The following is a 25593-nucleotide window of genomic DNA, read 5'->3' as shown; positions in this document are numbered from 1 at the left end:
ATAGTATTCCCCGCCATGTCGACGCGTCCGTCCTCGCTGCCCCCTGCCCCGACGCCCGAAAAGGCGCCGGCGGGTCCCGGCCGCCCGAAGGATCTGGCCAAGCGCGCGGCGATCCTCGAAGCCGCCGAGCGCATGTTCCTGCAGCAGGGCTTCGAAGGCGTGAGCATGGACCAGATCGCGGCCGAGGCCGGCGTGTCCAAGCTGACCGTTTACAGCCATTTCGGCGACAAGGACACCCTGTTCACCGAGGCCGCGGCGCGCTACTGCGAGCAGCAGATGCCCGATTCGGTGTTCGAGCCCGCACCGGCCACGCCGCTGCGCCAGCGCCTGCTGGAAGTCGCCGAAGCGTTCTTCGCGATGGTGTCCTCGCCCGAAGCCGTCGCCGGCCACCGCCTGCTGTGCACCCCGCAGATGGTCGAAAAGCGCCTGCCGCAGCGGTTCTGGAAGGGCGGTCCCGAGCGCGTGCAGTCGTCGTTCGCGGCGATGCTCCGGCGCCGGATCGAAACCGGCGATCTCGATCTCGACGAGGCCCTCGTGCCGACGGCGGCGGCGCAGTTCTTCGTGCTGCTCAAGGGCGACCTCCACCAGCGCATGGTGTTCGACTGCGACGACGCCGGCCAGTGCGCCGGCCAACGGCGCGCGCACCTGGAAGCCTCGGTGGACATGTTCCTGCGCGCCTACGGGCGTCGCTGAACGCGGTCACACGTGCCCGCTGCATGCCGTCTGGGCCGATGACTTCCGGCACTGCGTCCACTGCAACACCCCCGCGATGATGAACCCGCCCCCGCACCGCTAGAATTGCGGGCTGGCGAACGAAGGAACCCGCAATAATGACGATCGACTACGCCAAGGCCCGTGCGGCGATGGTGGAACAACAGGTCCGGCCCTGGGACGTGCTCGATGCGCGCGTGCTCGAAACGATCTCGCGCCTGCCGCGCGAGTCCTTCGTGGCCGAGTCGCGCCGCGCACTGGCCTATGCCGACCTCGAACTCCCGCTCGGCCACGGCGAGCTGATGCTCAAGCCCGTGGTCGAAGGCCGTGCGCTGCAGGCGCTGAAGCTCGAACAGGGCGATGAAGTGCTGCAGATCGGCACCGGCAGTGGCTATCTCGCCGCGTGCATGGGTTACTTGGCCCGTGACGTCGTCAGCCTCGAGCGTCACGACGACCTCGCCGACGCCGCCCGCGGCCGTCTGCAGGCGCAGGGCATCGCGAATGTCGAGGTGATCACCGCCGACGCCTTTGCCTGGAACACGGACCGCCGCTTCGACGCGATCTGCGTGTGCGGCGCGGTCGACGTGATCCCCGAGCGTTTCGTGCAGTGGCTGCGTCCCGGCGGCCGCATGTTCATCGTCCGCGGTCGCGCGCCCGCGATGGAAGCCGTGCTGGCGCGCCGCGAAGGCGAGGCTGTCAACGCGACGCGCATCGAATCGTTGTTCGAGACCGGACTCACCTACCTCGCAGGCGCCGCGCCGGTGCCGCAGTTCTCTCTCTGATCGTCCAAGGATCCTCCATGTTCCGCCGCCCCCTGTTCCTGTCGCTCGCACTCGCGCTGACGTCCAGCCCGCTGCTGGCCGCCGATCTCGTCCAGACCTACGAGCTGGCCCGTACCAATGACCCGACGCTGTCGATCGCCGAATCGCAGCGCCTGTCGACCAAGGAAGGCGCGGTCCAGGCCCGGGGCGCATTGCTGCCGCAGATCAACGGCAGCGCGTCGCTGACCGACAGCCGCGTCGCTGGCCAGTCCGGCAAGGCACGCACGCGCAGCTACGGTATCAATGCCGGCCAGGTGCTGTTCGACTGGGGCCAGATCGCGACGCTGCGTTCGCAGCGCGCGCTGAGCACGGCGGCCGACTTCCAGCTCGACGCCGACAACGACTCGCTGATCACGCGCACTGCCGCGGCCTATTTCGACGTGCTGGTCGCGAACGAGACGCTGGCCGCTGCCGAAGCCGCCGAGACCGCGTTCAAGCGCCAGTTCGACTTCGCCGACAAGCGCCTCGAAGTGGGCCTGGCCCCGATCACCGACGTGCATGAAGCCCGCGCCCAGTACGACAGCGCGCGCGCGAACACGATCGTCCAGCGCAACGCGCTGCAGGATGCCTACCAGGCGCTGGCCGAGATCACCGGCTCGGAAATCCGCGACCTGCGCGGCCTGCCCGACGATTTCACCCCGCAGCTGCCGGAAGGCCGCGATGCGGAGGCCTGGGTCGCCACCGCGATCGACCAGAACCCGCAGCTGCAGGCGCTGCGGTATCAGGTGACGGCCTCCGAGTACAACGTCACCGCAGCGAAGTCGGCCCACCTGCCGACGCTCGATCTGGGCGCCAGCTATGGACGCAGTGACAGCTGGGGCCGGACCAACGAGTTCTCCGTTGGTCGCGAAGGCGAGACCAACAGCATCGGCCTGACGCTGACCGTGCCGATCTTCAGCGGTGGCATCACCCAGTCGCGCGTGCGCCAGTCGATCGCCCAGCGCGACATTGCCGGTGACCAGTACGAAGCGCAGCGTCGCGCGATCGAACGCAACACCCGCAGCGCCTACCAGAACCTCGTCGCCGGCATCACCGAGGTCGAGGCGCGCCGTCTCGCCCTGGTCTCGGCCAACAGCGCCTACGAGGCCTCGCAGGTCGGCCTGGAAGTCGGGACGCGTACGGTCATCGACGTGTTGATCAACCAGCAGAACCTGTTCTCGGCGCGTCAGGCCTATGCCTTCGCGAAGTACAACTTCCTGCAGAGCCGTCTGCTGCTCGAGCAGGCCGCGGGCACGCTGGACATCGGCAACCTGCAGGACGTGAACCGCCAGCTGACCGTCGACGTCAACAGCGTCGGTGCGTCCACCGGCGCCGGCGCGGCGACTCCGCCGCCGCAGTAAGCGGTCCGGTCAGATCGACGACGGCGCGGATCGCAGGATCCGCGCCGTTTTCGTATCCGGCACCGGCAGATCGGACTCGATCAACGCCAGCGTGCGCGCCAGTGCGCCGCGGCCATTGGCGACGAGCGCACGGCCGGCCGCGGCCATCGCCTCGCGCGCGTGCGCATCGGCCAGCAACGCGGCGATGTGATCGTGCACCGCGTCGGCGTCCGCGCCGATGCGCAGCGCCTCCGCGCGGCCGAGCTGCTTCGCGATGTCGGCGAAGTTCTGCAGATGCGGACCGGTGACCACGGGCGTACCCACCGCGGCCGGCTCGAGCAGGTTGTGGCCGCCGATGTCCTGCAGGCTGCCGCCGACGAAGGCGACATCGGCGCAGGCGAAGAACAGGCCGAGTTCGCCGAGCGTGTCGAGCACGAAAACATCGTCGCCGGCATCGGGCCAGGTGGTCAGCGCGCGCGTGGCCACGCGCCAGCCCGCGTCGACGCCGAGCTGCATCGCGCTGCGGAAACGCTCGGGATGGCGCGGCGCCCAGATCAGCAGCAGGTCGGGCCAGCGCGTGCGCAAACGGCGGTGGATGTCGATAACCGCGGCTTCCTCCTCGGGATGCGTGCTCGCCGCGATCCACACCGGCCGCGCGCCCGCACGGCCACGGAAATCCGCGACCAGCGTCGCGATCTTCGCCTCGTCGAGGGTGATGTCGAATTTCAGGTTGCCGGTATCGATCACCGCCTCGCGCAGCGCGCCGAGCTTCACGAAGCGTTTGCCGTCGTCGGCCGATTGCGTGGCGACGCGGCGCACCGTGCGCAGCGCACGCCCGACCAGCGGGCGCAGCACGCGATAGCCGCGCAGCGAGCGCGCCGACAGCCGCGCGTTGACGATCACCGTCGGCACGCCGGCATCGCGGCAGCAGAACAGCAGGTTCGGCCACAGCTCCGTCTCGACGATCAGGCCGATCTGCGGGCGGAAATGGCGCAGGAAACGCCGCACCGCGCCCGACAGGTCATACGGCAGATACACGTGCTCGACGCGATCGCCCCACAGCGCGCGTACGCGCTCCGAACCGGTCGGCGTGATCGTGGTCACCAGCAGACGGCGCGCGGGATCGCGCGCGAGCAGTGCATTGATCAGCGGCGCGGCCGCGTTGACCTCGCCGACCGAGACCGCGTGCACCCACACCGGCGCGGTCAGCGGCGGCGTGCGATAGATGCCGTAACGCTCGTCCCAGCGCAGCAGGTACGCCGACTGCCGGAAGCCGCGCCAGATCAGGTGATAGACCGTGATCGGCGCGAGCACGACGAGCAGGGCCGAGTAGAGGCCGCGCAGCAGTCGTTCTGTGGTGTCGGCCCGCATCCGCACAGGATAGCGGATGCCTGCACGGCGCCACCTTCTACAATGGACCGATGTCGACGACGCCCCTGCCCCGCCCGCCGCTCGCACCCCGTCATTGGCCGGCGTGGATCGGCATCGGCCTGATGGCGCTGGCCGCGCGGATTCCGTGGCCGCTGCAGCGCGCGCTCGGTCGCGGTCTCGGCAATGCCTTGCGCATTGCGCTGGCGAGCCGTCGCCGCGTGGCCGCGCGCAATCTCGAACTGTGTTTCCCGGATCTCGATGCGTCTGCGCGCGAGGCGCTGCTGCGTCGGCACTTCCATGCGCTGGGCATCGGGCTGTTCGAGTTCGCGCGCGCCTGGTGGGGCTCGATCGCACCGTTGCAGCGCGGGCTGATCGTCGAAGGCGTCGAGCACGTCGAAGCCGCGCGCGCGGCAGGACGCGGCGTGATCGTCGTGTCCGGTCACTTCACCACGCTGGAAGTCTGCGGCCGTCTGATGTGCGACTACGTGCCGCTGGCCGGCATGTATCGCCCGCACACGGCGCCGGCGATGGAGTGGGCGGTGCGCCGTGGCCGCGCGCGGTACGCCGCGGCGATGTTCCCCAAGCGCGACGTGCGCGGCGTGGTGCGGCATCTCAAGCGCGGCGGCTTGCTGTGGTACGCCCCCGACCAGGATCCCAGCGGCGGCGATGCGGTCTACGTGCCGTTCTTCGGCCGCCCCGCGCACAGCCTGACCTCGACCCATTCGCTCGCGCGCCTGTCCGGCGCGGCGGTGGTGTTCTACCGCCACGTGCGCCGCGACGATGGCGGCTACACGCTGACGCTGTCGCCGGCGCCCGAGCCGTATCCGACCGCGGACGCGACCGCGGACACCGCGACGGTGATGGCCGGCATCGAAGACATGGCCCGCGCCGCGCCCGACCAGTACCTGTGGATCCACCGGCGCTTCAAGCGGCAGCCGGACGGTGGATCGCTGTACTGAGGCGAGGGCTTCACTACTCGGAAGACGGGTCGCGCGCAGCGACACCCAGCGTCACGAACCGACAGACCATCGCCTGCAGATGCGCGCGTCCGCTTCGACGACTGCGGTCGCGAGCGCGCGCATCACCGAGAGGGGTTCGCTGCGCTCGACCCGTCCTACGGACTGGCTCAGCGCAGCACGCCGTCTTCCGGCCGCACCGGTTCCACGCGTGCCAGCAGACTGCCGGCGTAGAGGGCCGACAGCAGCAGCGTGAAGCCGCCCCAGAACGTCGAATAGAACGCGAGATGGGTGTTGAGCGGGAACACCGTGACCACCAGCGCGAGCATCGCCGGGCGTGCCTGTTCGCGCGCCTCGGGCGTGGCGAAGCGCCAGGCGCGCCAGGCCATCGCGACGCCGGCCAGCCACATCAGCAGACCGATGAGTCCGGTCTCGCTGCCGATCTCGAGCACGATCTGGTGGGCGTGAAACGCAGGCCCGTCGCCCCAGGCGGCCATCTCGTCGGGACGTGGATCGCATCCGGGGAACGCTTCGCGGAAGCCGCGTGCGCCGACACCGTTGATCGGGTTCTCGCGAATCATGCACAGCGACGCGTCCCAGATACGGGCGCGGCCCGCGAGTGCGTCGTCGACGGCGGAGGCATCGGTCGAGAGTCCCATCGCGGTGCGCTCGACACGCTCGCGGACCTGCGGCGAAACGAGTGCCGCCACCACGGCGACGACGACACCGGCTGCGAACACCGCCAGCAGGCGGCGCCAGCCGAGCAGGCGCCAGCCCGACAGCAGCAGCACCAGCGCATAGGTCAGCCACGACGCGCGCGAACCGGCGAACAGCAGCACGATGCCGATTGCCGCGCTCGCGATCACCCAGCCGCTGGCGCCGAAGCGGCGACCGGCCCAGTACAGACCGAATGGCGACAGGCTCGCCAGCACCACGCCGAGTTTGAGATTGCAGGGGCCGAGCACGCCGCCGAGCCGGTCTGCGGCGGCAACCTGTTCGAGCGTGCACATCGGCCGGTTGCTGATCAGCTGCTTGAGCTGGTCGATGCCGAAGAACAGCGGACTGGTGCCGAACACGACTTCGGCCAGGCCGTCGAGCGTCCACACCGCGACGATCACGGCGAGCCCGCCGAGCGTGATGCGCCGACCACGACGCGTCGCGACCGCGGATGCCACCAGCCACAAAAACGGCAGATAACGCAGATCGACCAGCGCCTCGCGCAGCGCGCGTCCGACATCGACCGAATCCACCGCCGACAGCAGTTGCGGCAGCCAGTAGGCGAAGAACAGCACGCTGGTCAGCGCCCACGCGGGCGCGCTCAGCAACGCCGCGCCGCCACGGAATCGGGCCGCGAGCAGATGGATGATCGCGGCCAGCGCGCCCAGCACCATCACGCCCTCGGCGTAACCGGGCGCAGGCCACAGGATCACGAAGGCCAGCACCCAGTGCGGCGCCCAGCGCCAGCCGACGGGCCGCGGTGCCTGCGCGCCGGTCGTCGGCTCAGTTGTCGTCGTCGAACTCGTCATAGACCGCGAGGGTCGCCTCCTGCATCGTACGCAGCGTGTCGGGCATCGTACCGGCTCGCGCCGGCGCTCGCGTGACCAGCGCGCGTGCGGCGTGCGCCAGCGCGGCGCGATCGAACGGTGGCACCGCGCCTTCGGGCTGCAGCTGCGCGAGCAGTTCGCCGACGCCGCCATGCGCCCAGCCCACCACCGGCCGCGCACACGACAGCGCCTCGAGCACGGTGCGGCCGAAGGCTTCGGGTTTGCGCGAGAGTTGCAGCACCAGATCGCTGGCCGCGTAGGCGCGTGCGATCGCGTCGGTGGGCGCGGTCATCGCCAGCGCATCGCCGCAGCCCAGCGCCTGCGCTTCGCGTTCGAGCTCGGCGATGTAAGGTTCCCGACCCGCCTCGCGTGCGCCGGGCATCCACAACCGCGCATCGAGACCGCCGGCGCGCAGGTCGGCGAGCAGCGCGATCGCATCGTGATGGCCCTTCAGACGCGTGCCGCGCCCCGGCAACAGCAACAGCGGGCCGTCACCGCCGAGCTGCGGCCAGCGCGCGGAGACGTCGGCCCGCGCCGCCACATCGGGGCGCGGCGCGGGCGGAAACTGCGCGGGATCGATGCCACGCGGGATCACCCGCAGGCGTTCGCGCGGCGTCGCCGGGTAATGCCGCAGCAGGTAATCGCGCACGGTGTCCGACACGCAGATCACCCGTTCGCCGCGCGCCATGATCGCGCTGTAGCGCGACGGCGAATTGAGCCCGTGCATCGTGGTGACGAAATGCGGACGGCGCGCCGCGGGCATGCCGCGCAACGCCCACCAGCCGATCCAGGCCGGCAGGCGCGAGCGGGCGTGCACGATGTCGGCGCCGGTCTCGGCGAACAGGCGGCGCAGGCGTCGCACATGGCGCAGCACCCGGAGCGATTTCGCGCCGATGTCGAGCGTGACGTGGGTTGCGCCGGTCGCCTCCAGCGCAGGCACGAGGCGACCGCCGGCGGAGACGACGATCGCGCGGTGGCCCGCCGCGACCAGCGCCTGCGCGATCTCGATCGTGGAGCGCTCGACGCCACCCGACGACAGCGCGGGCAGCAGCTGGATGACGGTCAGCGGTCGACGCATGCGGGCGCCTGACGCGCCGGGATCAGTCGACGAGGACGAAGTGCGCGCCGCAGTACGGGCAGTCGGACTCGCCGTTCTCGGCTTCGATCGGCAGGTAGACGCGCGGATGCGAGTTCCACAGCGCCATCGACGGCAGCGGGCAGCTCAGCGGCAGATCGGCGCGGCGCACTTCGTAGCGCTGGGCGGCGTTGGCTTGCGTCGGGGCTGCGGTCATGACGGCGGGTTTCATCAACGTGGAGGCCGCCATTCTACCGCGCGGCCGTGCAGGACGGGCTCAGCCCGGCAGGGTGATCAGCAGCGCTTCGGCGCCCGCGGCCGTGGCGACGAGCTCGGCGTGGATGCCGGCGTCGTAGACGCCGAGCGCATCGCCGGCCGCCAGCGCGTGACCGTCGACGGTGACGCCACCGCGCAGGATCTGCAGCCAGTGCCGCTGCGTGGCGTCGAGCGTCAGGTCCAGATGCGCGCCGGGCGCGAGACGCGCACGGCGCAGCCAGGCCTGCTGGCGGATCGGCAGGCCGTTTCCTCCAGCTTCGGGCGCGGCCAGCAGTGTCCAGCCCTCGGCGCCGGCGGCGCGGGTGATGTCGGTTGCGGGCGGCAGATTGACCCGGCCTGGCTGGATCGCGATGCGCAGCACGCGTGCCCCGTCCACGCCGGCGGTCTCCATCGGCGTGTCGCTGGCGTGGCCGGCGCCGGTCCACGCCAGCGCGCCGGGTTCGAGCGCGACACCCTCGCGGACCAGCGTGCCCTCGAGCACCAGGGTGAGCAGTTCCATGTTCGCCACGCGCTGCGCGGGCACGGTCGCGCCGGGCGGCAGGTGTTCCTCGTTGAGCTGGCGCAGCGCGCCGAACCCCAGCCACTCGGGATCGTGGAAATCGCCGCTGGAGAACGTGCACAGGCGCGTGCGGGCGCCGAGCGTGGTGCGGCCGCGCTGGTCGGCGGGACGATGGACTTTCATGACGGTGGATCCGGAACGCGGAAACGAAAACGCCGGCGCACAGGAGACCCGTGCGCCGGCGTCGTGACGCGGAATCTTACTGTGCGGCAGGCGCGGCCGGGGCGGCGCCCTCGGCGACGACGGCCTCGGTGGTGATGCGCAGTTCGACGTCGTCGCTGACGTTCGGCGCGTACGCACCGACGCCGAAATCGCTGCGCTTGATCGTCGCCACGGCATCGAAACCGGCGGCGGCGCGCTTGGCCATCGGCTGCTCGCCGAACTTGTTGATCGTGACGTCCAGCACCACCGGCTTGGTGATGTCCTTGATCGTCAGGTCACCGGTGACCTTGAGCTTGTTGGTGCCGGCGCTCTCGACCGCGGTGCTCTTGAACGTCGCGTTCGGGAATCTGGCCGCGTCGAAGAAATCGGCGCTGCGCAGGTGGTCGTCGAAATCGCCGACGTGCGAGTTCAGACCCGACAGCGGCAGCGTGACCTCGACCGACGACGCACCGACGTTCTCGGCGTTGTAGACGATCTGGCCGGAGACCTCGCCGAAATGCGCGATCGGGTTGGAGAAGCCGAAATGGCTCCACTGCGCGATCACGTCGGTGTGCTTGGGATCGAGCACGTAGGTGCCCGAGACGCCGGTGATGGCGTCGGCGGCCGGCGCGGTGTCGGCCGGTGCAGCGGTCGCCGGCTGCGCGGGCGCAGATGCGGCGGGCGGGGTCGCGTCGGCCGGCGCCGCGTCCTGCTGGGCGCAGGCGGCGAGGGCAAGGGCGGCGGCAAGCGGGAGCAGCAGGTGGGCGGTACGCATGGACGGATCCTCGAGCGGGTGGTGGGTGGTACGGACGGATTCGAAGCCCGCGGGGTCGGCTGGCGACCGCGCGGGATGACACTCAGACGATGCGCGCGGCTTCGTCGAACGGCAGGCGCGGCGAACGCGGGAAGATCGTCGACGGATCGCCGATGCCGAGATTGATGATGAAATTCGACTTGATCGCGGTGCCGGCGAAGAACGCCTCGTCGACCTTGGCATTGTCGAAGCCCGACATCGGGCCGGCATCCAGACCCAGCGCGCGCGCGGCCAGGATCAGATACGCGCCCTGCAGGCTGCCATTGCGGAACGCCGGCACCTCGCGGTTCTCGCGCGGACCGTCGAACCAGCTCTTGGCATCGGTGTGCGGAAACAGGAACGGCAGCTTCTCGTGGAAGTCCTCGTCGTGAGCGACGATCACGACGACCGGCGCGGCCATCGTCTTCTCGTAATTGCCTTCCGAGAGCGCCGGCCCGAGCTTCGCCTTGCCTTCCGCCGACTTCACGAACACGAAGCGCGCCGGCGACGAATTGGCCGACGTCGGCGCGAACTTCAGCAGATCGTAGAGCTGGCGCAGCGTGTCGTCGCTGATCTGCCCGCTGAAGCCGTTGTAGGTGCGGGCGGTGCGGAACAGCTGGTCGAGCGCGGCATCGGGCAGAACATCGGTCATCAGGCAACCTCGATCGGATGGGGCCAGGCAGGGCCGCAGTGTAGAGTCCTGCGGCGGCGCGACGCGTGCGTCGGCCGGAACGGATGATCACATACGTGGAACGTCGACCAGGCGAAGAACGGGATTACGGACGGATCTGGGCGCTCAGCGATGGGCGCGCCGGCAACGCGCGTCAGGCCGAGGCGCTCGCGGCCGCGCTGTCGCCGCAGGCCGAGGCGCTGCATCTCGATCCGCATGCGCCCTGGCGCTGGGCCGCGCCGCGCCTGCTGCCGTTCGCGGCACACGCCTTCGGCAGCGATTACGCGGCACGCCTCCGCGCCGCACCGGACATCGCGATCGGTTGCGGCCGCCAGGCTGCGCTCGCAACGCGACTGGCCGGGCAGCGCGGCGCGCGCACGGTGCAGATCCTCGATCCACGCATCGATCCGCGGCATTGGGATCTCGTCGTCGTGCCCGAGCACGATGCGCTGCGCGGCGACAACGTGCTGGTCGCGCGCGGCAGCCTGCATCCGGTCGACGACGCCTGGCTGGCCGCCGCGCGTGATGCGCATCCGGCGATCGGCGCCCTGCCCGGCCCGCGCATCGCCGTGCTGCTGGGTGGCGATTCGCGGCATGGGCGTTTCGACGTCGCCGCGTTCCACGCCCTGGCCGACCGGCTCGATGCGATCGTCGCGCGTGGGGGCGGCAGCCTGTTGCTGACCGGGTCGCGGCGCACATCACCGGCCGTGCGTGCGGCGCTGCGGGCGCGTTACGCCGGACGCGCCGGCTGCGTCTGGGCGGACGATGGCGACGGCGCGAATCCGTATGCGGGCCTGCTGGGCTGGGCGGAACGCATCGTCTGTTCGTCGGACTCGGTGAACATGCTGTCGGAAGCCTGCGCGACGCGTGCGCCGGTGTTCGTGTTCGCGCCCGGGCCGCTCGACGGCCCGCCGCAGCGCTTCGTCGATGGCCTGATCGCCGATGGCCGCGCCCGTCCGTTCGGGGATGCGCTGCCGGCGTTCGACGTCACGCCGCTGCGCGAGACCGCGCGCATCGCAGCCGAGGTGCGTGCGCGGTTGTTCGCGATGCAGTGAGGGCTGGCGTTTGGCGCTTCGTAGGATGGGTAGAGCGCAGCGAAACCCATCGAGTAAGAAAAGGCGTCAGCGCAGTTCGAGCAGCTCCTCGAACCGGTCGATCACCGCAAGCGCGCCGCAACCATGCAGATCGAAGTCGCGCCGGTAGCCGTAGCCGACCAGCACCAGCGGCGCGCCGGCCGCGATCGCCGCGCCGGCATCGGCTGCCGAATCGCCGACCATCAGACACTGCGTGATGTCGACGCCGAAACCCTGCGCCAGATGCAGCAGCGGCAACGGATGCGGCTTGCGCTCGGGCAGGTCGCCGGCGCCGAGCACCGCGTCGAAACAGCCGTCGATGCCCAATGCCGCGAGCAGCGGCGACACGAACTGCGCCGGCTTGTTGGTGCACACCGCCATGCGCACCCCGGCGGCCTGCAGTGCCTGCAGCGTCGACGCCACGCCGGGATAGAGGCGCGGTTCGAGCAGCAGGCAGTCCTCGTAGTGACGCATGAAGCGCGGCATCACCGCGTCGGCCGTCCGCGTGTCGCCGGCGTGCTGCAGCGCCGATGTGATCAGCTGGCGCGCGCCGTCGCCGATCCAGCTGCGCACCGTGGCTTCGTCGACCTGCGCGTGGCCGAGCTCGGCCAGCAGGCGGTTGACCGCCGCAGCGATGTCGGACGCGCTGTCGACGAGGGTGCCGTCGAGATCGAAGAGCACGACGGGCCAGGGAAACGTATGCGGGGCGGCGGCTTCGGCCATGGAACACCTGCAGGGAACGGGGCCGCACAGTGTGCGGCATCGGCATTGCAACGCTGCGTTGGCCACCGGGGGTTCACCGCGCCATCGGCTTGGGCCTATGCTCGCGGCCGCGGCGACGCGCCGCTCGCAGGAGTCCACGATGTCGATCACCACCACCGCGACCACCGCGTCCAACGATGCCCCGCGCCTGTTGCGCTCCCTGTGCAACCACTGGCGGCACAAGTTCGAGATCACCCGCGACGACGAGGGGGGCCACGCCTTTATTCCGTTCCAGGGCGAGGACAACGGTGCCGACTTTTTCGTCGAAGACGACACGCTGCGCATCGTGCTGACCCAGCCCACCGCCGAAGACAGCGAGCGCTACCAGACGGTCATCGAGAACCACCTGCAGCGCTTCGCGCGCGACGAGACGCTGGCGTTCGACTGGCAGCCGGGCTGAGTGTGCTTTGAAGCCTCCCCCGCATGCGGGGAGAGGGCTCAAGGTCACCGGTACCGCGCTTCCATCAGATCCAGATCGCGCACCAGCTTGCGTGCGACCTCGTCGGAGATCTCGCGATGCCGCGCGAGCGCGTAGATGCGTTCGCGCTCGGCGTGCACGCCGGCCAGGCGCAGCGCACGCTCAGCGTCGTCGGCGCGGCGCAGTTCGGCCGCGTCCACGCCCAGCGTGCCGTCGCGGCGCAGGCGTTCCTCGTACAAGGCCATGACCCGCACCGCGGCGCTGGCGTAGAGGTCGGGATTGGCCTGCGCGGCAGGTAACGCGTGCTGCGCGCGTTCGACGGCGGCCACGGCGGCAATCGCGGCCTCGTGGCGGGCGCGATCGAGTTCGCGGTCGTCCTCGTCCTCCTCCGGCACTTCGAGACCGCGCAGCAGGCGCGGCAGCACGAAACTGCCGAGCAGCAGCGACAGGATGATCACCGCGGCGGCGAGAAAGATCGCCAGATCGCGGGTGGGGAACGGCGTGCCGTCGTCGAGCAGCAGCGGCAGGGTCAGCACACCGGCGAGGGTGATCGCGCCGCGCACGCCGGCCAGCGACATCGCCGCGACCAGGCGCACACGCGGCCGGGTGTCGTGGCGACCGCTGCGGTACAGACCGATCCGCAGCGAGACCCAGACCCATGCGAATCGCAGCGCGAACAGGCCGCCGTAGATCGCGAACACGTAGACCGCCAGCCACCACGGATCGACGTGGCCGGCCTCGCGCACCGAGCGCACCGCACGTTCGACGATCCACGGCAGCTGCTCGCCCAGCAGCACGAAGATGATGCCGTTGAGCGAGAACTGCACCGTGTCCCACACCGCGGCGCGCTGCACGCGCGTGGTCGCCAGCGCGCGACCGCTGAGTTCGACGTAGCTCATCGTCACGCCGGCGGCGACCGCGGCGAGAATCCCCGATGCGCCCACCTGCTCGGCCAGCAGATACGCACCGAACGGGGTGAGCAGGCTGATCAGGATCGGCGTGCCGGCCTCCTCGCCGAACACGCGCGAGACCATCGCATGGCCGCGGTTGATGCCGATCGTCAGCAGCACGCCCACCGCGACGCCCGCCAGCGCCAGCCACAGGAAGGTCAGCGACGCCGACATCAGCGAGAACGTCCCGGTCAGCGCCGCGGCGACGGCGAAGCGGAAACACACCAGGCCGGACGCGTCGTTGAGCAGCGACTCGCCTTCGAGGATGTGCATCACGCGTTTCGGAATGGGCGCGCGCGCGGCGATCGACGACACCGCCACCGGATCGGTCGGCGACAGGATCGCGGCGAGCGCGAACGCAACCGCCAGCGGCATCACCGGAATCATCCAGTGGATCAGCAGGCCCGCGCCGATGACCGTGAACACCACCAGGCCCAGCGCCAGCTGCAGGATCAGTCCGCGGTCGCGGAACAGGCCGCTCTTGGGAATCCGCCAACCGTCGAGAAACAGCAGCGGCGGCAGGAACAGCACGAAGAACAGGTGCGGATCGAGGGTGACGCCCTGGCCGAACACGCCGGCGATCGTCGCGCCCAGCGCGATCTGCACCAGCGGCAACGGCAGCGGCAGCCAGCGCGGCAACACGCGGGTCAGGTAACCGCTGGCGACCACGGCCAGCAGCATCACCAGGACGACTTCGATCGAATGCATTACGGACGCGGCGCGGGACGAGGCCGCCACCATAGCGCCGAAGCCGCCACGCGGCGCGCACACACGGGCCGTGCATCCGGGCGTGCCTAGAATCGGGCTCCCTCCTCCGCTCGATGGCCGCACGATGGACAACCCGCTGCTCGATCAGACCGGCCTGCCGCGCTTCGACGAGATCGAACCGGCGCACGTGCAGCCCGCGATCGACGCGCTGGTCGCCGAGGCCGAAGCCGCGCTTGCGCTCGCCGGGCGTGCGCAGCCGGTGACCTGGGACACCGTGGTCGCGCCGCTGGAGGACGCCACCGAGCGTCTGGGCCGGGCCTGGAACCAGGTCGGCCACCTCAATGCCGTGGTCAACACGCCCGCGATGCGCGAGGCCTACAACGCCGCGCTGCCGAAGGTGACGCGTTTCTTCAGTGCGCTGGGGCAGGACCAGGCCCTGTTTTCGGCCTACCAGGCGCTTTCCGACCAGGCCGACGCACTGGGTCTGGACGGTCTGCAGCGACGCGTGCTCGCGCATGCACTGCGCGATTTCCGGCTCGGCGGCGCTGCGCTCGACGATGCCGCGCGTGCGCGCTTTTCCGACATCCAGCAGGCACTGGCGACACTGTCGTCCGAGTTCTCCGAGCACGTGCTGGACGCGACGGACGCCTTCGCGGTGTACGTCGAAGACCTCGCCGAACTCGACGGCCTGCCCGAGGAAACGCTCGCCGCCGCGCGCGCCGCGGCCGAACGCGACGGGCGCGAAGGCTGGAAGCTGACGCTGCAGATGCCGTCCTATCTGCCGATCCAGACCTATGCGACCAATCGCGCACTGCGCGAGCGTTTCTATCGCGCCTACGGCCTGCGCGCCTCCGAGTCCGGCCCCGAGGCGCTCGACAACGGACCGCTGATCGCCCGCATCCTCGCGCTGCGCGAGGAAAAAGCCCGTCTGCTCGGCCACGCGAACTATGCCGAACTGTCGCTCGCGACCAAGATGGCGACCGCGCCCGACGCGGTGCTGGACTTCCTGCGCGATCTCGCCACGCGCGCACGCCCGCACGCCGAGCAGGACCGCGAACAACTGGCGGACTTCGCGCGCGAGCAGCTCGGCATTCCGTCGCTGGAACCCTGGGACATGTCGTTCGCCAGCGACCGCCTGCGCCAGGCGCGCTACGACTACTCGGCGCAGATGGTGAAGCGCTACTTCACCGAGGACCGTGTGCTGGCCGGCCTGTTCGACGTCATCCGGTCGCTGTACGGCCTGCGCGTCGAACGCGACGACGCGCCGGTGTGGCACGAGGACGCACGCTTCTATCGCCTGGTCGATACCGACGGCGCCCTGGTCGGGCAGTTCTATCTCGACCTCTACGCCCGCGAGGGCAAGCGCGGCGGCGCGTGGATGGACGACTGCCGCAACCGCCGCGCGACCGCCGACGGCGTGCAGACGCCGCTGGTCTATCTGGTCTGCAACTTCGGCCGCGGCACCGGCGGCCGCCCGGCGACCTTCACGCATGGCGAAGTCACCACGCTGTTCCACGAGATGGGCCACGGTCTGCACCAGTTGCTGACGCAGGTGGACACGCTGCCGATCGCCGGCATCAACGGCGTGGAGTGGGACGCGGTGGAACTGCCGAGCCAGTTCATGGAGAACTTCTGCTGGGAATGGGACCGCGTGCAGGCGATGACCGCGCACATCGACACCGGAGAACCGCTGCCGCGCGACCTCTTCGACCGCATGCGCGCCGCGCGCAATTTCCAGAGCGGCCTGCAGACGCTGCGGCAGATCGAGTTCTCGCTGTTCGACATGCTGCTGCATTCGGATTTCGACGCCGGCCGCGACGATGTGCTGGCGCTGCTCGAACGCGTGCGCGACGAGGTCGCCGTGACCCGCACGCCGGACTGGCACCGGTTCCCGAACCAGTTCAGCCACATCTTCGCGGGCGGCTACGCGGCCGGTTACTACAGCTACAAGTGGGCCGAAGTGCTGAGCGCGGATGCGTATGCGGCGTTCGAGGAAGCGACCGATCAGCTGTCGGAAACCGGCCGGCGATTCCGCGACGAAGTGCTGTCGCGCGGCGGCAGCCGGGATGCGATCGAGAACTTTCGCGCGTTCCGTGGCCGCGATCCGGATATCGCGGCGTTGCTGCGGCATAGCGGCATGTGATGCCCTTCTGCCGAAGGTGGCATGCAGCGGCGTCCCTCTCCCTGAGGGAGAGGGGCCACCTGCAACGCAAGTGGTGGGGTGAGGGAACGACGCCCGCAGTTGCCCCCTGACCATTCGCTCCCGCCCAACCCTTCCCCGTACACAGGGGAGGGCAGATGCACCGGCCCCGCTCATCTCGCACTGCCACGACACCCTCACGCCGCCGATGCGAGCATCCGCGCCGGTTCCCGCCGGAAAACGCCGCCATGCGTCTGCTCGTCCTGCTGTGTTCGATCGCGATGCCGGTCATCGCCTGGCTGTCGCAGACCGGTGTTTTCGGGCCCGACCAGGGCACGATCTCCGACCGCTATCCCACACTGCTGGTCGCAGCCGGCTACGCGTTCTCGGTCTGGGGCCTGATCTTCCTGCTCGATCTGCTCTATGCGATCTGGCAGACGACCGGCACGCGCCGCACCGACCCGCTGCTCGGCCGCATCGCGCCTATCGCCGCGCTCGGTTTCTTTCTCACCGCAATCTGGATGCCGCTGTTCTCCGCCGGGCTGTTCTGGGCCTGCGTGGTGGTGATCTTCGGCGCGTTGATGAGTCTGGCCTGGTGCGCCGTCCAGCTGTCGCGTCCCGGCAATGCGAGCCGCTACCGGCTGGCCTGGCTGGCGCTGTCGATCCATGCCGGCTGGCTGTCGCTGGCGGCCTTCCTCAACGTGGCGCAGACGATCGTCGCCTACGAGCTGCTGTCGACCAGCCGCATGCTCGGCTGGAGTCTCGCGCTATGGGCGATCTCGGCAGTCGTGCTGCTCGTGCTCAACCTGCGCATGCGCGGCAACATCGCCTATCTGGCGATCGCGCTGTGGGGCCTGTTCGCGGTGTGGTTCAAGCAGACCGAATGGCCGCTCACCGGCGCGGTGACGTCCGCCTGGGTCGCGCTGGGCATCGGCGTGGTGCTGGCGATCCAGACCGTCATGCTGCGCCTGCGCCACCGCTGAATCCGTCGCCGGCGCGTTCACGCGTCATGCGGGCGCACGTTGCGACCCTGTCGCCCCAGGACACGTCACAGGGGGTTCCATGATCCGCTCATCCATCGTCGCCGGCCTGCTCGCGCTCGCCGTCGCGCCCGCCTTCGCCCAGGTCACGACCTCGCCGCTGCAGCAGGCCGATGCGCAGCCCAGCGTCTCGTCGCAATCCGGTCGGCAAACTGGCGTGGTCACCATGGACCGCGACGACGGCCGCCAGGTCATCGTCCGGTCCTACGAGCCGCGCTCCGCGCAGGCCGACCAGTACCGCGTCGACTTCGCCGCCCTCGACGTGGATGGCGACGGCTACATCAGCCGGGCCGAAGCCAAGGCGCACCCGACGCTCGACGCGGAGTTCAACGCGATCGACAGCAACCGCGACGGTCGCCTGAGCCGCGAGGAACTCGCGGGCTGGCTGCGCTGATCGGTCGCACCCCGGACCGGCGCATCGCGATCCCGCTGCGCTAGCCTATGCCGCCGCCGGCAACCGGTCGGCGACGGAGTGTTCGCGTGCAAAAGACTTCCCATGACGACATCGAGGCGCCACGTCCGCGTGGCCCCCTGCTGGTCGGCGCCGTGTTCGTGCTGATGATCGGCATCTTCATCGGCGCCCTCAGCGCGACCGTGCTGCTGCGCATGAGCATCGGCTCGGCCGGCGATCTCAAGGCACGCGAGGCGATCGGTCTGCATGCGCTGCTCGAAACGCCCGGCGGCCTCGCGGCGCCGGACGTCTCGACCGAGCGCACGACTGCGGCCTTCGCCCACAGCTTCATCGTCAGCACTGCGGCGATCGATGCGGTGTCCTCGCTCGACGAACGTGCGCGCCTGGTCGACATCGCGCGCTGGATGGTCGCGACCGATGCGCTGTCCAACCGCGAGGATGCGGTGTCGCGCTGGGCGATGATCGCCGCGCGCTGCGTCGATGCCAACGCGGACGCGCCCAAGGACGCGGCGAACTGCGTACGCGACGAGATGCCGCACGACGTGCCGATTCCGGATCACGCCCGCGACTGACGCGCCGTCCGGATTCCGGACAGCAGAACGCCCGGCCGGAACCGGGCGTTCGGGTGACGCGGGGCGAAGGATCAGTCGCGCGACTGGCTGACGATGCGACCGTCCTGCGGATCGATCTTCAGATCCATGCGCTGGCCCTGCGCGTTGTCGGCCTCGGCCTCCCACATGCCGTCGTCGAACTTGACGTCTTCGATGCGGGTGAAGCCGCCGGCGGTCAGCTTGGCGCGGATGTCGGCCTCACCGAGGCTGGTCGCGCCTGCGGTCTCCGGATAGACGCGGCCGGTGGCCGGATCCAGACGCACGTCGATCTTGGTGCCGTTGGCGTCGGTGACGTCGGCCTTCCACACGCCGTCCTTGAATTCGACGTCGTGGATGTCGGTGTAGCCGCCATCGGTCAGTGCGGCGCGCACCTGGGTGCTGGTCATGGCGTCCTGGGCGACGGCGGCGCCGGCGGCGAGCGAGAGGGCCAGAACAAGGCCACGGATAGCGGTGGTGTGCTGCATCGTGACGCTCCTGCGTTTGGGGTGCGCGGAGTGTTCGGCGATGGCCGCGAAGTGCAGGTGAACGGGCGTGGCGCGGGGCAGGATCCGTTCACGCAGGGCCGCGCGATGACACGGTTCGCGGGATCGTGCGATCAGGCCGCGAGCAGCTGGCGCAGGTCGTCGACGAAGCCGGCGTAGGCCGCCGCCTGGGCCTGCGGATCGCCCTGCCGCAGCACCCAAGAGGGATGCACGGTGGCGAATGCGCGCACGCCATCGTCGCGCGTGCGCCAGATGCCGCGCTCCTCGGTCAACCGCACGCCGGGACCGAACACCGCGCGTGCCGCGCTCGCACCGAGGCAGACGATGCGCTCGGGTTTGACCTGCGCGATCTCCGCGCGCAGCCAGCCGTTGCAGGCTTCGATGTGGGCGACATCCGGCCGCTTGTGCAGGCGGCGCTTGCCGCGCGGTTCGAAGCGGAAATGCTTGACCGCATTGGTCAGATACAGAGTGCTGCGGTCGATGCCGAGCTCGTCCAGCGCGCGCGAGAACAGACGCCCCGCGGGACCGACGAACGGACGCCCGGACAGATCCTCTTCATCGCCCGGCTGTTCGCCGACGATCATCGTGCGTGCGCTGGACGGCCCCTCACCGAAGACGGTCTGCGTCGCCGGTTGCCACAGCGGACAGCGCCGGCAATCACGTGCGGATTCGCGCAGTGCCTCGAGTGTGCCGGCCACCACGGGTGCAGGCGCTGGTGCCGCTGGAATGCGGCGGCGCGGCGCCTCGTGTTCGCGCTCGGCCATCTCCCGCACGCGCAGGCCGGCATCGCGGACGAGATCGGGCAGGAGCGCGGCTTCCGGCAGATGCTTCCAGTATTTCTGCGGCATCTCGGCGCTCATCATCGTGGTGTTGAGCCGCGCCGGATTGAAGATGTTCGCGTAATAGGTGCGCCACAGATCTTCGCGCGCGTCTTCGGATGGCGCATCGGCGCGCACACCGCCGTCGGCGAACGCGAGCGTTTCGCCATCCCAGATCGCCGTGCGGTACGGCGTCACGATCGCCCAGCGCATGCCGGCGAAGCGGCGCGCGAAAAACGGGGCGACGCGATCGACGATGTGGTGATCGGGCTCGAACCAGGCGATGTAGCGGTCTGTATCGCCGGGCACTTCGCGGAAGCGCACGAAGGCCTTCATCTTGTGGCTGTCGCGGCGCACGGCCTGCGCCATCGTGGTCGCACGGTGCACGTCGGGATCGGATGCACGCTGCAGCAACGCACGCTCGCCTTCGGCGATGCGCCAGAGCATGCGGTAGAGCAGACCGTGCCGATCCTCGGCCCGGTTGCAGAGCACGGCGCCGGCGAGCAACAGGAATTCCGACGGCACGCGCGGAGCGGTGCGGTGCGCGGGCAGCGACGCGAGATCAAGCCCGCCGAGCAGTGAGCCCTGTGCACCGCCGCTCCAGTCGAGTCGTTCGGGTGGCAGGCCCGCACACAGCGCGGCGCGCGCGGCGGCGCGCCAAGCATGGGCGTCCCAGGGCGGGTCGATTCTCGCGGTGACGCGCTCGTGGGCGGGCGCGGCGCTCACGGAAGCTCAGCGCTCAGCGATCCGGCGCGATCCGTCATGGCAGCGACGCGACTCAGAACAGACTCGCCTGCCGCGGCTGCGGGGCGAGTTCGGCGCGCAGCCGCGCAGGGTCGTCGAGACGCTGGCGCGGATGATGGCCGGGGGTGATCACGAACGGCATGATCTTCTTCAGCGGCACGCGCAGACGGGCAAGGTCGTCGAGGCGCAGCGCGCCATGCGGGCGCGCCGAAATGATGCGCTCGACGTTGCGCGTGCCCAGGCCCGGCACGCGCAGCAGCATTTCGCGTGGCGCGCGGTTGATGTCGACGGGAAAGCGCGTCGGGTTGCGCAGCGCCCAGGCCAGCTTCGGGTCGACGTCGAGATCGAGCATGCCCGGCGTTTCGGCATCCACGTCTTCGGCTTTCGCCGCATCCGGCGTGATCTCGTCTACATCGAAGCCGTAGAAGCGCAGCAGCCAGTCGGCCTGATACAGCCGGTGCTCGCGCAGCAGCGGCGGCGACTGCAGCGGCAGATTCTTCGCGGCATCGGGAATCGGGCTGAAGGCCGAGTAGTACACCCGCCGCATCCGGTAGGTGCCGTACATGCGGTTGCTGGTTTCCAGGATGCTGCGGTCGTCGGCCGAATCGGCGCCGACGATCATCTGCGTGCTCTGCCCCGCTGGCGCGAACCGCGGCGCCTTGACGCGGCGCACCGTCACCGCCTGGCGCTTGACCCGACGCGCGTCCTTGTCCTCATCGATGCGCCACTTGAGTTCGCCCATCGCGCCGTGGATGCCGGCGTGGGTCTTCTCCGGCGCCAGCGCGGTCATGCCGGCCTCGGTCGGCAGTTCGATGTTGATGCTCAGGCGGTCGGCATAGCGCCCGGCCGCGGCCAGCAGCTCAGGCGCGGCATCGGGAATCGTCTTGAGGTGGATGTAGCCGGCGAAGCGATGGTCCTCGCGCAGGCTGCGCGCAACCTCGACCATCTGCTCCATCGTGTAGTCGCCGCTGCGGATGATGCCGCTGGAGAGGAACAGACCTTCGATGTAGTTGCGCTTGTAGAAATCCAGCGTCAACGTCACGACCTCTTCGGGCGTGAAGCGCGCGCGGCGCACGTTGCTCGACACGCGATTGACGCAATACGCGCAGTCGAACACGCAGAAGTTGGTCAGCAGGATCTTCAGCAGCGACACGCAGCGGCCGTCGGGCGTATACGAGTGACAGATGCCCATGCCCTCGGTACTGCCGATACCGCCGGTCTTCGACGAGTCGCGTTTGTTCGCACCGCTCGACGCGCAGGAGGCGTCGTATTTGGCGGCGTCGGCGAGGATCGCGAGCTTGTCGGTCAGGTTCACGCGCCTACGATGCCTGCAAAGTGTCTCAATCCATGAGACTGCGGCGTGGCGGACGCCGCTGCCGTGAGGGGGTTCGCCAAGGCCGCGTCGTGACGACGCATTCACGGAGCGTGGCCGCGCCGATCGGTAGCGTGGCCGCGGGCCTGTCGACCGGCAGGCCCTGTACGTGGACGACGGGGCTGCAGCAATCGACATCACGAACCGGCTTCGCCGCATCGCCGGCGTTCTCACCGTCGCCGCCCTCGCGACGCTCGTCACCGCCTGCGCGGGTCCGCAGTCCGCGCTGGATCCCGCCGGCCCGGCCGCCGCCGAGATCGCCCGCGGCTGGTGGCTGATGGCCGGTGCGTTCACGGGTGTCTGGGCACTGGTGCTGGTGCTGCTGTGGCTCGCCGTGCGTCGTCGCGACACCGACCGCGCGTTGCGCCGGCCCGAGCGTCTGGTGGTCTGGGGCGGGCTCGCGTTTCCTACCGTCTTGCTCGCTGCGCTGCTGGTCTACGGCAGCCTGACCAGTGCACGCGTGACCGGCGTCGGCGTCGAGCCCGATACGGTGGTCGAAGTCACCGCGCGGCAGTGGCAGTGGCATTTCCGGTATCGCGACGCCGATGGCCAGGTGATCGGCGAAAGCGTCGACGAGCTGGCCGTGCCGCTGGGTGCGATGGTCGAGTACCGCATCACCAGCGACGACGTGATCCACAGCTTCTGGATCCCGCGCCTCGGCGGCAAGATGGATGCGATTCCCGGCCGCGTGAATACCTTGCGCCTGCGCGCCGACCAGGCCACGCCGATGCGCGGCCAGTGCGCGGAATTCTGCGGCCTCGAACACGCGCGCATGGTGTTTCCGGTGCGCGTGATGGAGGCCGACGCGATCGAGGACTGGCTGGCCGCACGCGAGCCTGCTCCCGCCATCGAAGCCCCCGCGCCCGGCCATCCCGCCGGCCGCGCACCCCCGCGTCACGGCGCATCCGAGGACGTGCTGTGAGCAGCCTGACACCCGACCACACGATTCCCACGCCCGGCGACCAGCTGCGTCACGCCGAGCGCATCGCCCTGCTCGAACGCGTCTGGGCCAACGGCCGCGGTCTCGTCGGTCAGCTGACCGCGGTCAACCACACGACGATCGCGCTGCGCTTCATCGTCACCGGCCTGGTGTTCCTGCTGATCGGCGGCATGCTGTCGATGTTCATCCGCCTGCAGCTGTCGTGGCCCGGCCTGAACGTGCTCGACCCGGAGCGCTACGCGCAGTTCGTGACCATGCACGGCACGACGATGATGTTCCTGTTCGCGGTGCCGATCATGGAAGGCTTCGCGATGTACCTCATCCCGAAGATGCTCGGCACGCGCGACCTGCCGTTCCCGCGGCTGTCGGCGTTCGGCTGGTGGTGCTACCTGTTCGGCGGCATCTTCCTGTATTCGAGCTTCATCTTCGGCAGCGTGCCCGACGGCGGCTGGTTCATGTACACGCCGCTGACCGATTCGACGTATTCGCCGGGCAAGGGCGCGGATTTCTGGCTGATCGGCGTGACCTTCGCCGAGATCGCGGCGGTCACCGCGGCCGTCGAATTGATCGTCGCGATCCTGATCACCCGCGCGCCGGGCATGGACCTCACGCGCATGCCGCTGTTCGCATGGGCGGTGCTGGTCACGGCCTTCATGATCGCGTTCGGGTTTCCGCCGCTGATCCTCGCCAGCCTGTTGCTGGAGATCCAGCGCGCGTTCGATTTCGCGTTCTTCGAAGTCGCGCGCGGCGGCGATCCGCTGCTGTGGCAGCACCTGTTCTGGCTGTTCGGCCATCCCGAGGTCTACATCATCTTCCTGCCGGCGGCGGGCGTGGTGTCGACGATCGTGCCGACCTTCGCGCGCCGTCCGATCGTGGGTTACACCTGGGTCGTGCTGGCGCTGGTCGCGACCGGATTCCTGAGTTTCGGCCTGTGGGTGCACCACATGTTCGCGGTCGGCATTCCGCTGCTGGCGCTGGCGTTCTTCAGCGCGGCGAGCATGGCGGTCGCGATTCCGACGGGCATCCAGATCTTCGCGTGGATCGCCACGCTGTGGGCCGGCAAACCCTGGTTGCGCGTGCCGATGCTCTACATCATCGGCTTCTTCATCACCTTCGTCTGCGGCGGCCTGACCGGCGTCATGCTCGCGTTCGTGCCGTTCGACTGGCAGGCACACGACACGCATTTCGTCGTCGCGCATCTGCATTACGTGCTGATCGGCGGCATGATGTTCCCGATGTTCGCCGGGCTGTACTACTGGCTGCCGCTGGCGAGTGGACGCATGCCGTCCGAGTCGTTGAGCCGCAGCGGCTTCTGGCTGGTGTTCATCGGCTTCCATCTGGCGTTCCTGCCGATGCACATCACCGGTCTGGTCGGCATGCCGCGGCGTGTCGACAGCTACGCCATGGAGCTCGGCGTGCAGTGGCTCAACCTGCTGTCGACGGCAGCGGGCTTCGTGCTCGCGGTCGGCATCGTCGCGATCCTGATCGACGTGGCGCTGTGTTTTCGCCTCGGACGCCGCGGCACCGAGAATCCCTGGCAGGCCGGCACGCTGGAATGGGCGCTGCCGCACCCGGCGCCCAAGTACAACTTCGCCTCGATCCCGGTCGTCGACGACCGCAATCCGCTGTGGCACGACCCGGGCGTGGTCGACGCGACGCGGCGGACCGATGGTCTGCTCGGCGAAGCCGTCGAAGGCCGTCGCTGGATCCTCGGCACCGGCATCCAGTCCGCGCAGCCCGAGCAGGCGATCCGGCTGTCGAACTCGACCTGGTTCCCGCTGTTCGCGGCATTGACGATCGCGGTGCTGCTCGGTGGCTTCATCACGTCGCAGTACTGGCTGTCGATCCTGATGCTGCTGCCGCTGATCGGCCTGTTCCTGCGTTGGCTGTGGACGGTCAACGGCCGCGAAACCCCGCTGGAAATCGAAGTCGCGCCGGGCCTGCGCCTGCCTACGCAGGCACTGGCACGCAACGCACCGGGCTGGTGGGCGCTGGTGGGCACGCTGATGATCGTCGGCTCGCTGTTCGCCTCGTTGGTCTTCGCCTACTTCTATCTGTGGCTCAACGCGCCGGCCTGGCCCGGCGGCGGCGCCACGCTGACGGCATCGACACCGATGCTCGCCGCGCTCGGTGCATTGCTGGCGGCCGGTGTCGGCGCGTGGCGCATGCCGATCGCGTTGCGTGCCGGTCATGCACGCGCTGCCGTGATGTGGAGCGCGTTCGCGATCCTGTCCGCCATTGCCTGCCTCGCCCTGCAGTTGCCGGCAATCGCCGAGGCCGTCGGCGCGCCGCAGCGGCATGCCTACGGTTCGGTCGTGTGGACGCTGGCGGGATTCCAGGCGCTGCACATCGCGGTCGCGGTGCTGATCGCCGGCTTCGTCGCGCTGCGCATCCACCATGGCCACGTCGATGCGGTGCGCAGTCTCGAAGCGCGCATCGCGACCGGCTTCTGGCGCTACGTCGTGGCGCAGGGTCTGATCGTCTGGGCGCTGCTGCACCTGTTCCCGAGGTTCGCGTGAGCCTGCCCGTCGGCCTGACCCGCATGTCCATGCCACTGGTGGTGTGGGCTTTGCACTTCGTCGTGGTCTACAGCCTGCAGGGGCTCGCCTGTGCACGCGCCTTGTGGCGCGCGCCGGTGGCGGGCCTGGAGACGATGACCTGGGTGCTGTGGGCGCTGACCGTACTCGCGCTGGGTGTCATCGCCTTGTTCGGCGCGGGCGCACTGCGTGCCTGGCGCATCGCACGCGCACAGACCGATGGCCGCACCGAAACCGCGCGCCTGCATTTCCTCACCGCACTGTCGGCGCTCGTCGCCCTGATCGCCGCCATCGGCGTCGCCTTCACCGCCCTGCCGGTCGCGCTGCTGCCGACCTGCGCCTGACCCGGA

General features: G+C 69.7%; 25 protein-coding genes. 13 read left to right on the top strand and 12 right to left on the bottom strand.

The window, feature by feature from the left end:
* Positions 1 to 15 precede the first annotated feature (15 nt).
* The 3 genes from V3391_RS08640 to V3391_RS08630 all read left to right on the top strand — a co-directional run bounded on the left by V3391_RS08640 (position 16) and on the right by V3391_RS08630 (position 2872).
* The gene (locus V3391_RS08640) at positions 16 to 693 is read left to right on the top strand and encodes a TetR/AcrR family transcriptional regulator (RefSeq protein ID WP_232137576.1); all 678 of its coding nucleotides are present in this window, start codon (positions 16 to 18) and stop codon (positions 691 to 693) included.
* A 137-nt stretch (positions 694 to 830) separates the two neighbouring features.
* Positions 831 to 1493, top strand: a complete 663-nt coding sequence (locus tag V3391_RS08635; RefSeq protein ID WP_332078028.1) for a protein-L-isoaspartate O-methyltransferase family protein — start codon at positions 831 to 833, stop codon at positions 1491 to 1493.
* 17 nt (positions 1494 to 1510) lie between these two features.
* Positions 1511 to 2872: a TolC family outer membrane protein gene (locus tag V3391_RS08630; RefSeq protein ID WP_332078027.1), complete on the top strand. Its 1362-nt coding sequence runs from the start codon at positions 1511 to 1513 to the stop codon at positions 2870 to 2872.
* A 9-nt stretch (positions 2873 to 2881) separates the two neighbouring features.
* Here V3391_RS08630 and waaA read toward each other — a convergent pair whose 3' ends face one another.
* Positions 2882 to 4222 (bottom strand): lipid IV(A) 3-deoxy-D-manno-octulosonic acid transferase, encoded by a 1341-nt coding sequence (gene waaA / locus V3391_RS08625; protein ID WP_332078026.1) that lies wholly within the window; start codon positions 4220 to 4222, stop codon positions 2882 to 2884.
* 50 nt (positions 4223 to 4272) lie between these two features.
* Between waaA and lpxL the strand changes: the two genes are divergently transcribed.
* Entirely contained in the window at positions 4273 to 5181 is a 909-nt protein-coding gene (gene lpxL, locus V3391_RS08620; RefSeq protein ID WP_332078025.1) for an LpxL/LpxP family Kdo(2)-lipid IV(A) lauroyl/palmitoleoyl acyltransferase, read from the top strand.
* A gap of 167 nt (positions 5182 to 5348) precedes the next feature.
* On the opposite strand, the gene V3391_RS08615 is transcribed toward lpxL, so the two are convergent.
* The 6 genes from V3391_RS08615 to V3391_RS08590 all read right to left on the bottom strand — a co-directional run bounded on the left by V3391_RS08615 (position 5349) and on the right by V3391_RS08590 (position 10218).
* Positions 5349 to 6704 carry an O-antigen ligase family protein gene (locus V3391_RS08615; protein WP_332078024.1) on the bottom strand — a complete coding sequence of 452 codons (1356 nt, stop codon included), beginning with the start codon at positions 6702 to 6704 and terminating at the stop codon, positions 5349 to 5351.
* Positions 6679 to 7800 (bottom strand): glycosyltransferase, encoded by a 1122-nt coding sequence (locus V3391_RS08610; RefSeq protein ID WP_332078023.1) that lies wholly within the window; start codon positions 7798 to 7800, stop codon positions 6679 to 6681. Before V3391_RS08610 ends, V3391_RS08615 begins: the two co-directional genes overlap by 26 nt.
* A gap of 22 nt (positions 7801 to 7822) precedes the next feature.
* Positions 7823 to 8014, bottom strand: coding sequence for a zinc-finger domain-containing protein (locus tag V3391_RS08605; protein WP_159682038.1), 192 nt, complete (start codon positions 8012 to 8014; stop codon positions 7823 to 7825).
* Positions 8015 to 8074: 60 nt separating this feature from the next.
* Entirely contained in the window at positions 8075 to 8755 is a 681-nt protein-coding gene (locus tag V3391_RS08600; RefSeq protein WP_332078022.1) for a pirin family protein, read from the bottom strand.
* Between the two features lie 76 nt (positions 8756 to 8831).
* Positions 8832 to 9548 carry a YceI family protein gene (locus V3391_RS08595; protein WP_332078021.1) on the bottom strand — a complete coding sequence of 239 codons (717 nt, stop codon included), beginning with the start codon at positions 9546 to 9548 and terminating at the stop codon, positions 8832 to 8834.
* A gap of 82 nt (positions 9549 to 9630) precedes the next feature.
* A complete protein-coding gene (locus V3391_RS08590; RefSeq protein WP_332078020.1) occupies positions 9631 to 10218 on the bottom strand; it encodes a malonic semialdehyde reductase in 588 nt (195 codons plus the stop codon).
* 95 nt (positions 10219 to 10313) lie between these two features.
* Between V3391_RS08590 and V3391_RS08585 the strand changes: the two genes are divergently transcribed.
* Entirely contained in the window at positions 10314 to 11291 is a 978-nt protein-coding gene (locus tag V3391_RS08585) for a mitochondrial fission ELM1 family protein (RefSeq protein ID WP_332078019.1), read from the top strand.
* Positions 11292 to 11357: 66 nt separating this feature from the next.
* Here V3391_RS08585 and gph read toward each other — a convergent pair whose 3' ends face one another.
* Entirely contained in the window at positions 11358 to 12032 is a 675-nt protein-coding gene (gene gph, locus V3391_RS08580) for a phosphoglycolate phosphatase (RefSeq protein ID WP_332078018.1), read from the bottom strand.
* A gap of 139 nt (positions 12033 to 12171) precedes the next feature.
* On the opposite strand from gph, the gene V3391_RS08575 reads away from it, so the two are divergent.
* Positions 12172 to 12471 carry a DUF2218 domain-containing protein gene (locus V3391_RS08575; RefSeq protein WP_332078017.1) on the top strand — a complete coding sequence of 100 codons (300 nt, stop codon included), beginning with the start codon at positions 12172 to 12174 and terminating at the stop codon, positions 12469 to 12471.
* Between the two features lie 44 nt (positions 12472 to 12515).
* Here the strand turns inward: V3391_RS08575 and V3391_RS08570 are convergent, their stop codons facing one another.
* Positions 12516 to 14147, bottom strand: a complete 1632-nt coding sequence (locus tag V3391_RS08570; RefSeq protein WP_332078016.1) for a Na+/H+ antiporter — start codon at positions 14145 to 14147, stop codon at positions 12516 to 12518.
* 124 nt (positions 14148 to 14271) lie between these two features.
* Here V3391_RS08570 and V3391_RS08565 point away from each other — a divergent pair, with 124 nt between their 5' ends.
* The 4 genes from V3391_RS08565 (at position 14272) to V3391_RS08550 (ending at position 18311) form a co-directional block, all read left to right on the top strand.
* On the top strand, positions 14272 to 16290 hold the full coding sequence (locus tag V3391_RS08565; protein ID WP_332078015.1) for a M3 family metallopeptidase: 2019 nt from the start codon (positions 14272 to 14274) through the stop codon (positions 16288 to 16290).
* Positions 16291 to 16535: 245 nt separating this feature from the next.
* Complete coding sequence (locus V3391_RS08560; RefSeq protein WP_332078014.1) at positions 16536 to 17270, top strand: hypothetical protein; 735 nt, start codon at positions 16536 to 16538, stop codon at positions 17268 to 17270.
* 79 nt (positions 17271 to 17349) lie between these two features.
* Positions 17350 to 17721, top strand: a complete 372-nt coding sequence (locus V3391_RS08555) for an EF-hand domain-containing protein (protein ID WP_332078013.1) — start codon at positions 17350 to 17352, stop codon at positions 17719 to 17721.
* A gap of 86 nt (positions 17722 to 17807) precedes the next feature.
* Positions 17808 to 18311 (top strand): hypothetical protein, encoded by a 504-nt coding sequence (locus V3391_RS08550; protein ID WP_332078012.1) that lies wholly within the window; start codon positions 17808 to 17810, stop codon positions 18309 to 18311.
* A 71-nt stretch (positions 18312 to 18382) separates the two neighbouring features.
* Here the strand turns inward: V3391_RS08550 and V3391_RS08545 are convergent, their stop codons facing one another.
* The 3 genes from V3391_RS08545 to V3391_RS08535 form a co-directional block, all read right to left on the bottom strand.
* The gene (locus V3391_RS08545) at positions 18383 to 18814 is read right to left on the bottom strand and encodes a PepSY domain-containing protein (protein WP_332078011.1); all 432 of its coding nucleotides are present in this window, start codon (positions 18812 to 18814) and stop codon (positions 18383 to 18385) included.
* Between the two features lie 131 nt (positions 18815 to 18945).
* The gene (locus tag V3391_RS08540; protein ID WP_332078010.1) at positions 18946 to 20376 is read right to left on the bottom strand and encodes a UdgX family uracil-DNA binding protein; all 1431 of its coding nucleotides are present in this window, start codon (positions 20374 to 20376) and stop codon (positions 18946 to 18948) included.
* 52 nt (positions 20377 to 20428) lie between these two features.
* Entirely contained in the window at positions 20429 to 21709 is a 1281-nt protein-coding gene (locus tag V3391_RS08535; RefSeq protein WP_332078009.1) for a putative DNA modification/repair radical SAM protein, read from the bottom strand.
* A gap of 166 nt (positions 21710 to 21875) precedes the next feature.
* On the opposite strand from V3391_RS08535, the gene V3391_RS08530 reads away from it, so the two are divergent.
* From V3391_RS08530 to V3391_RS08520, 3 genes are read left to right on the top strand one after another with little or no spacing between them, the layout of a single operon-like run.
* Positions 21876 to 22688 (top strand): cytochrome c oxidase subunit II, encoded by an 813-nt coding sequence (locus tag V3391_RS08530; RefSeq protein WP_332078008.1) that lies wholly within the window; start codon positions 21876 to 21878, stop codon positions 22686 to 22688.
* Entirely contained in the window at positions 22685 to 25225 is a 2541-nt protein-coding gene (gene ctaD, locus V3391_RS08525; protein WP_332078007.1) for a cytochrome c oxidase subunit I, read from the top strand. Before V3391_RS08530 ends, ctaD begins: the two co-directional genes overlap by 4 nt.
* Complete coding sequence (locus V3391_RS08520) at positions 25222 to 25587, top strand: hypothetical protein (protein WP_332078006.1); 366 nt, start codon at positions 25222 to 25224, stop codon at positions 25585 to 25587. The genes ctaD and V3391_RS08520 overlap by 4 nt, the downstream gene beginning before the upstream one ends.
* Positions 25588 to 25593 lie beyond the last annotated feature (6 nt).

Origin of the sequence: Luteimonas flava (assembly GCF_036584485.1) — a bacterium.
GTDB lineage: Bacteria > Pseudomonadota > Gammaproteobacteria > Xanthomonadales > Xanthomonadaceae > Luteimonas > Luteimonas flava.
Note: the sequence above shows the minus strand (reverse complement) of the source record. Positions and strands in the feature narration are given on the sequence as shown.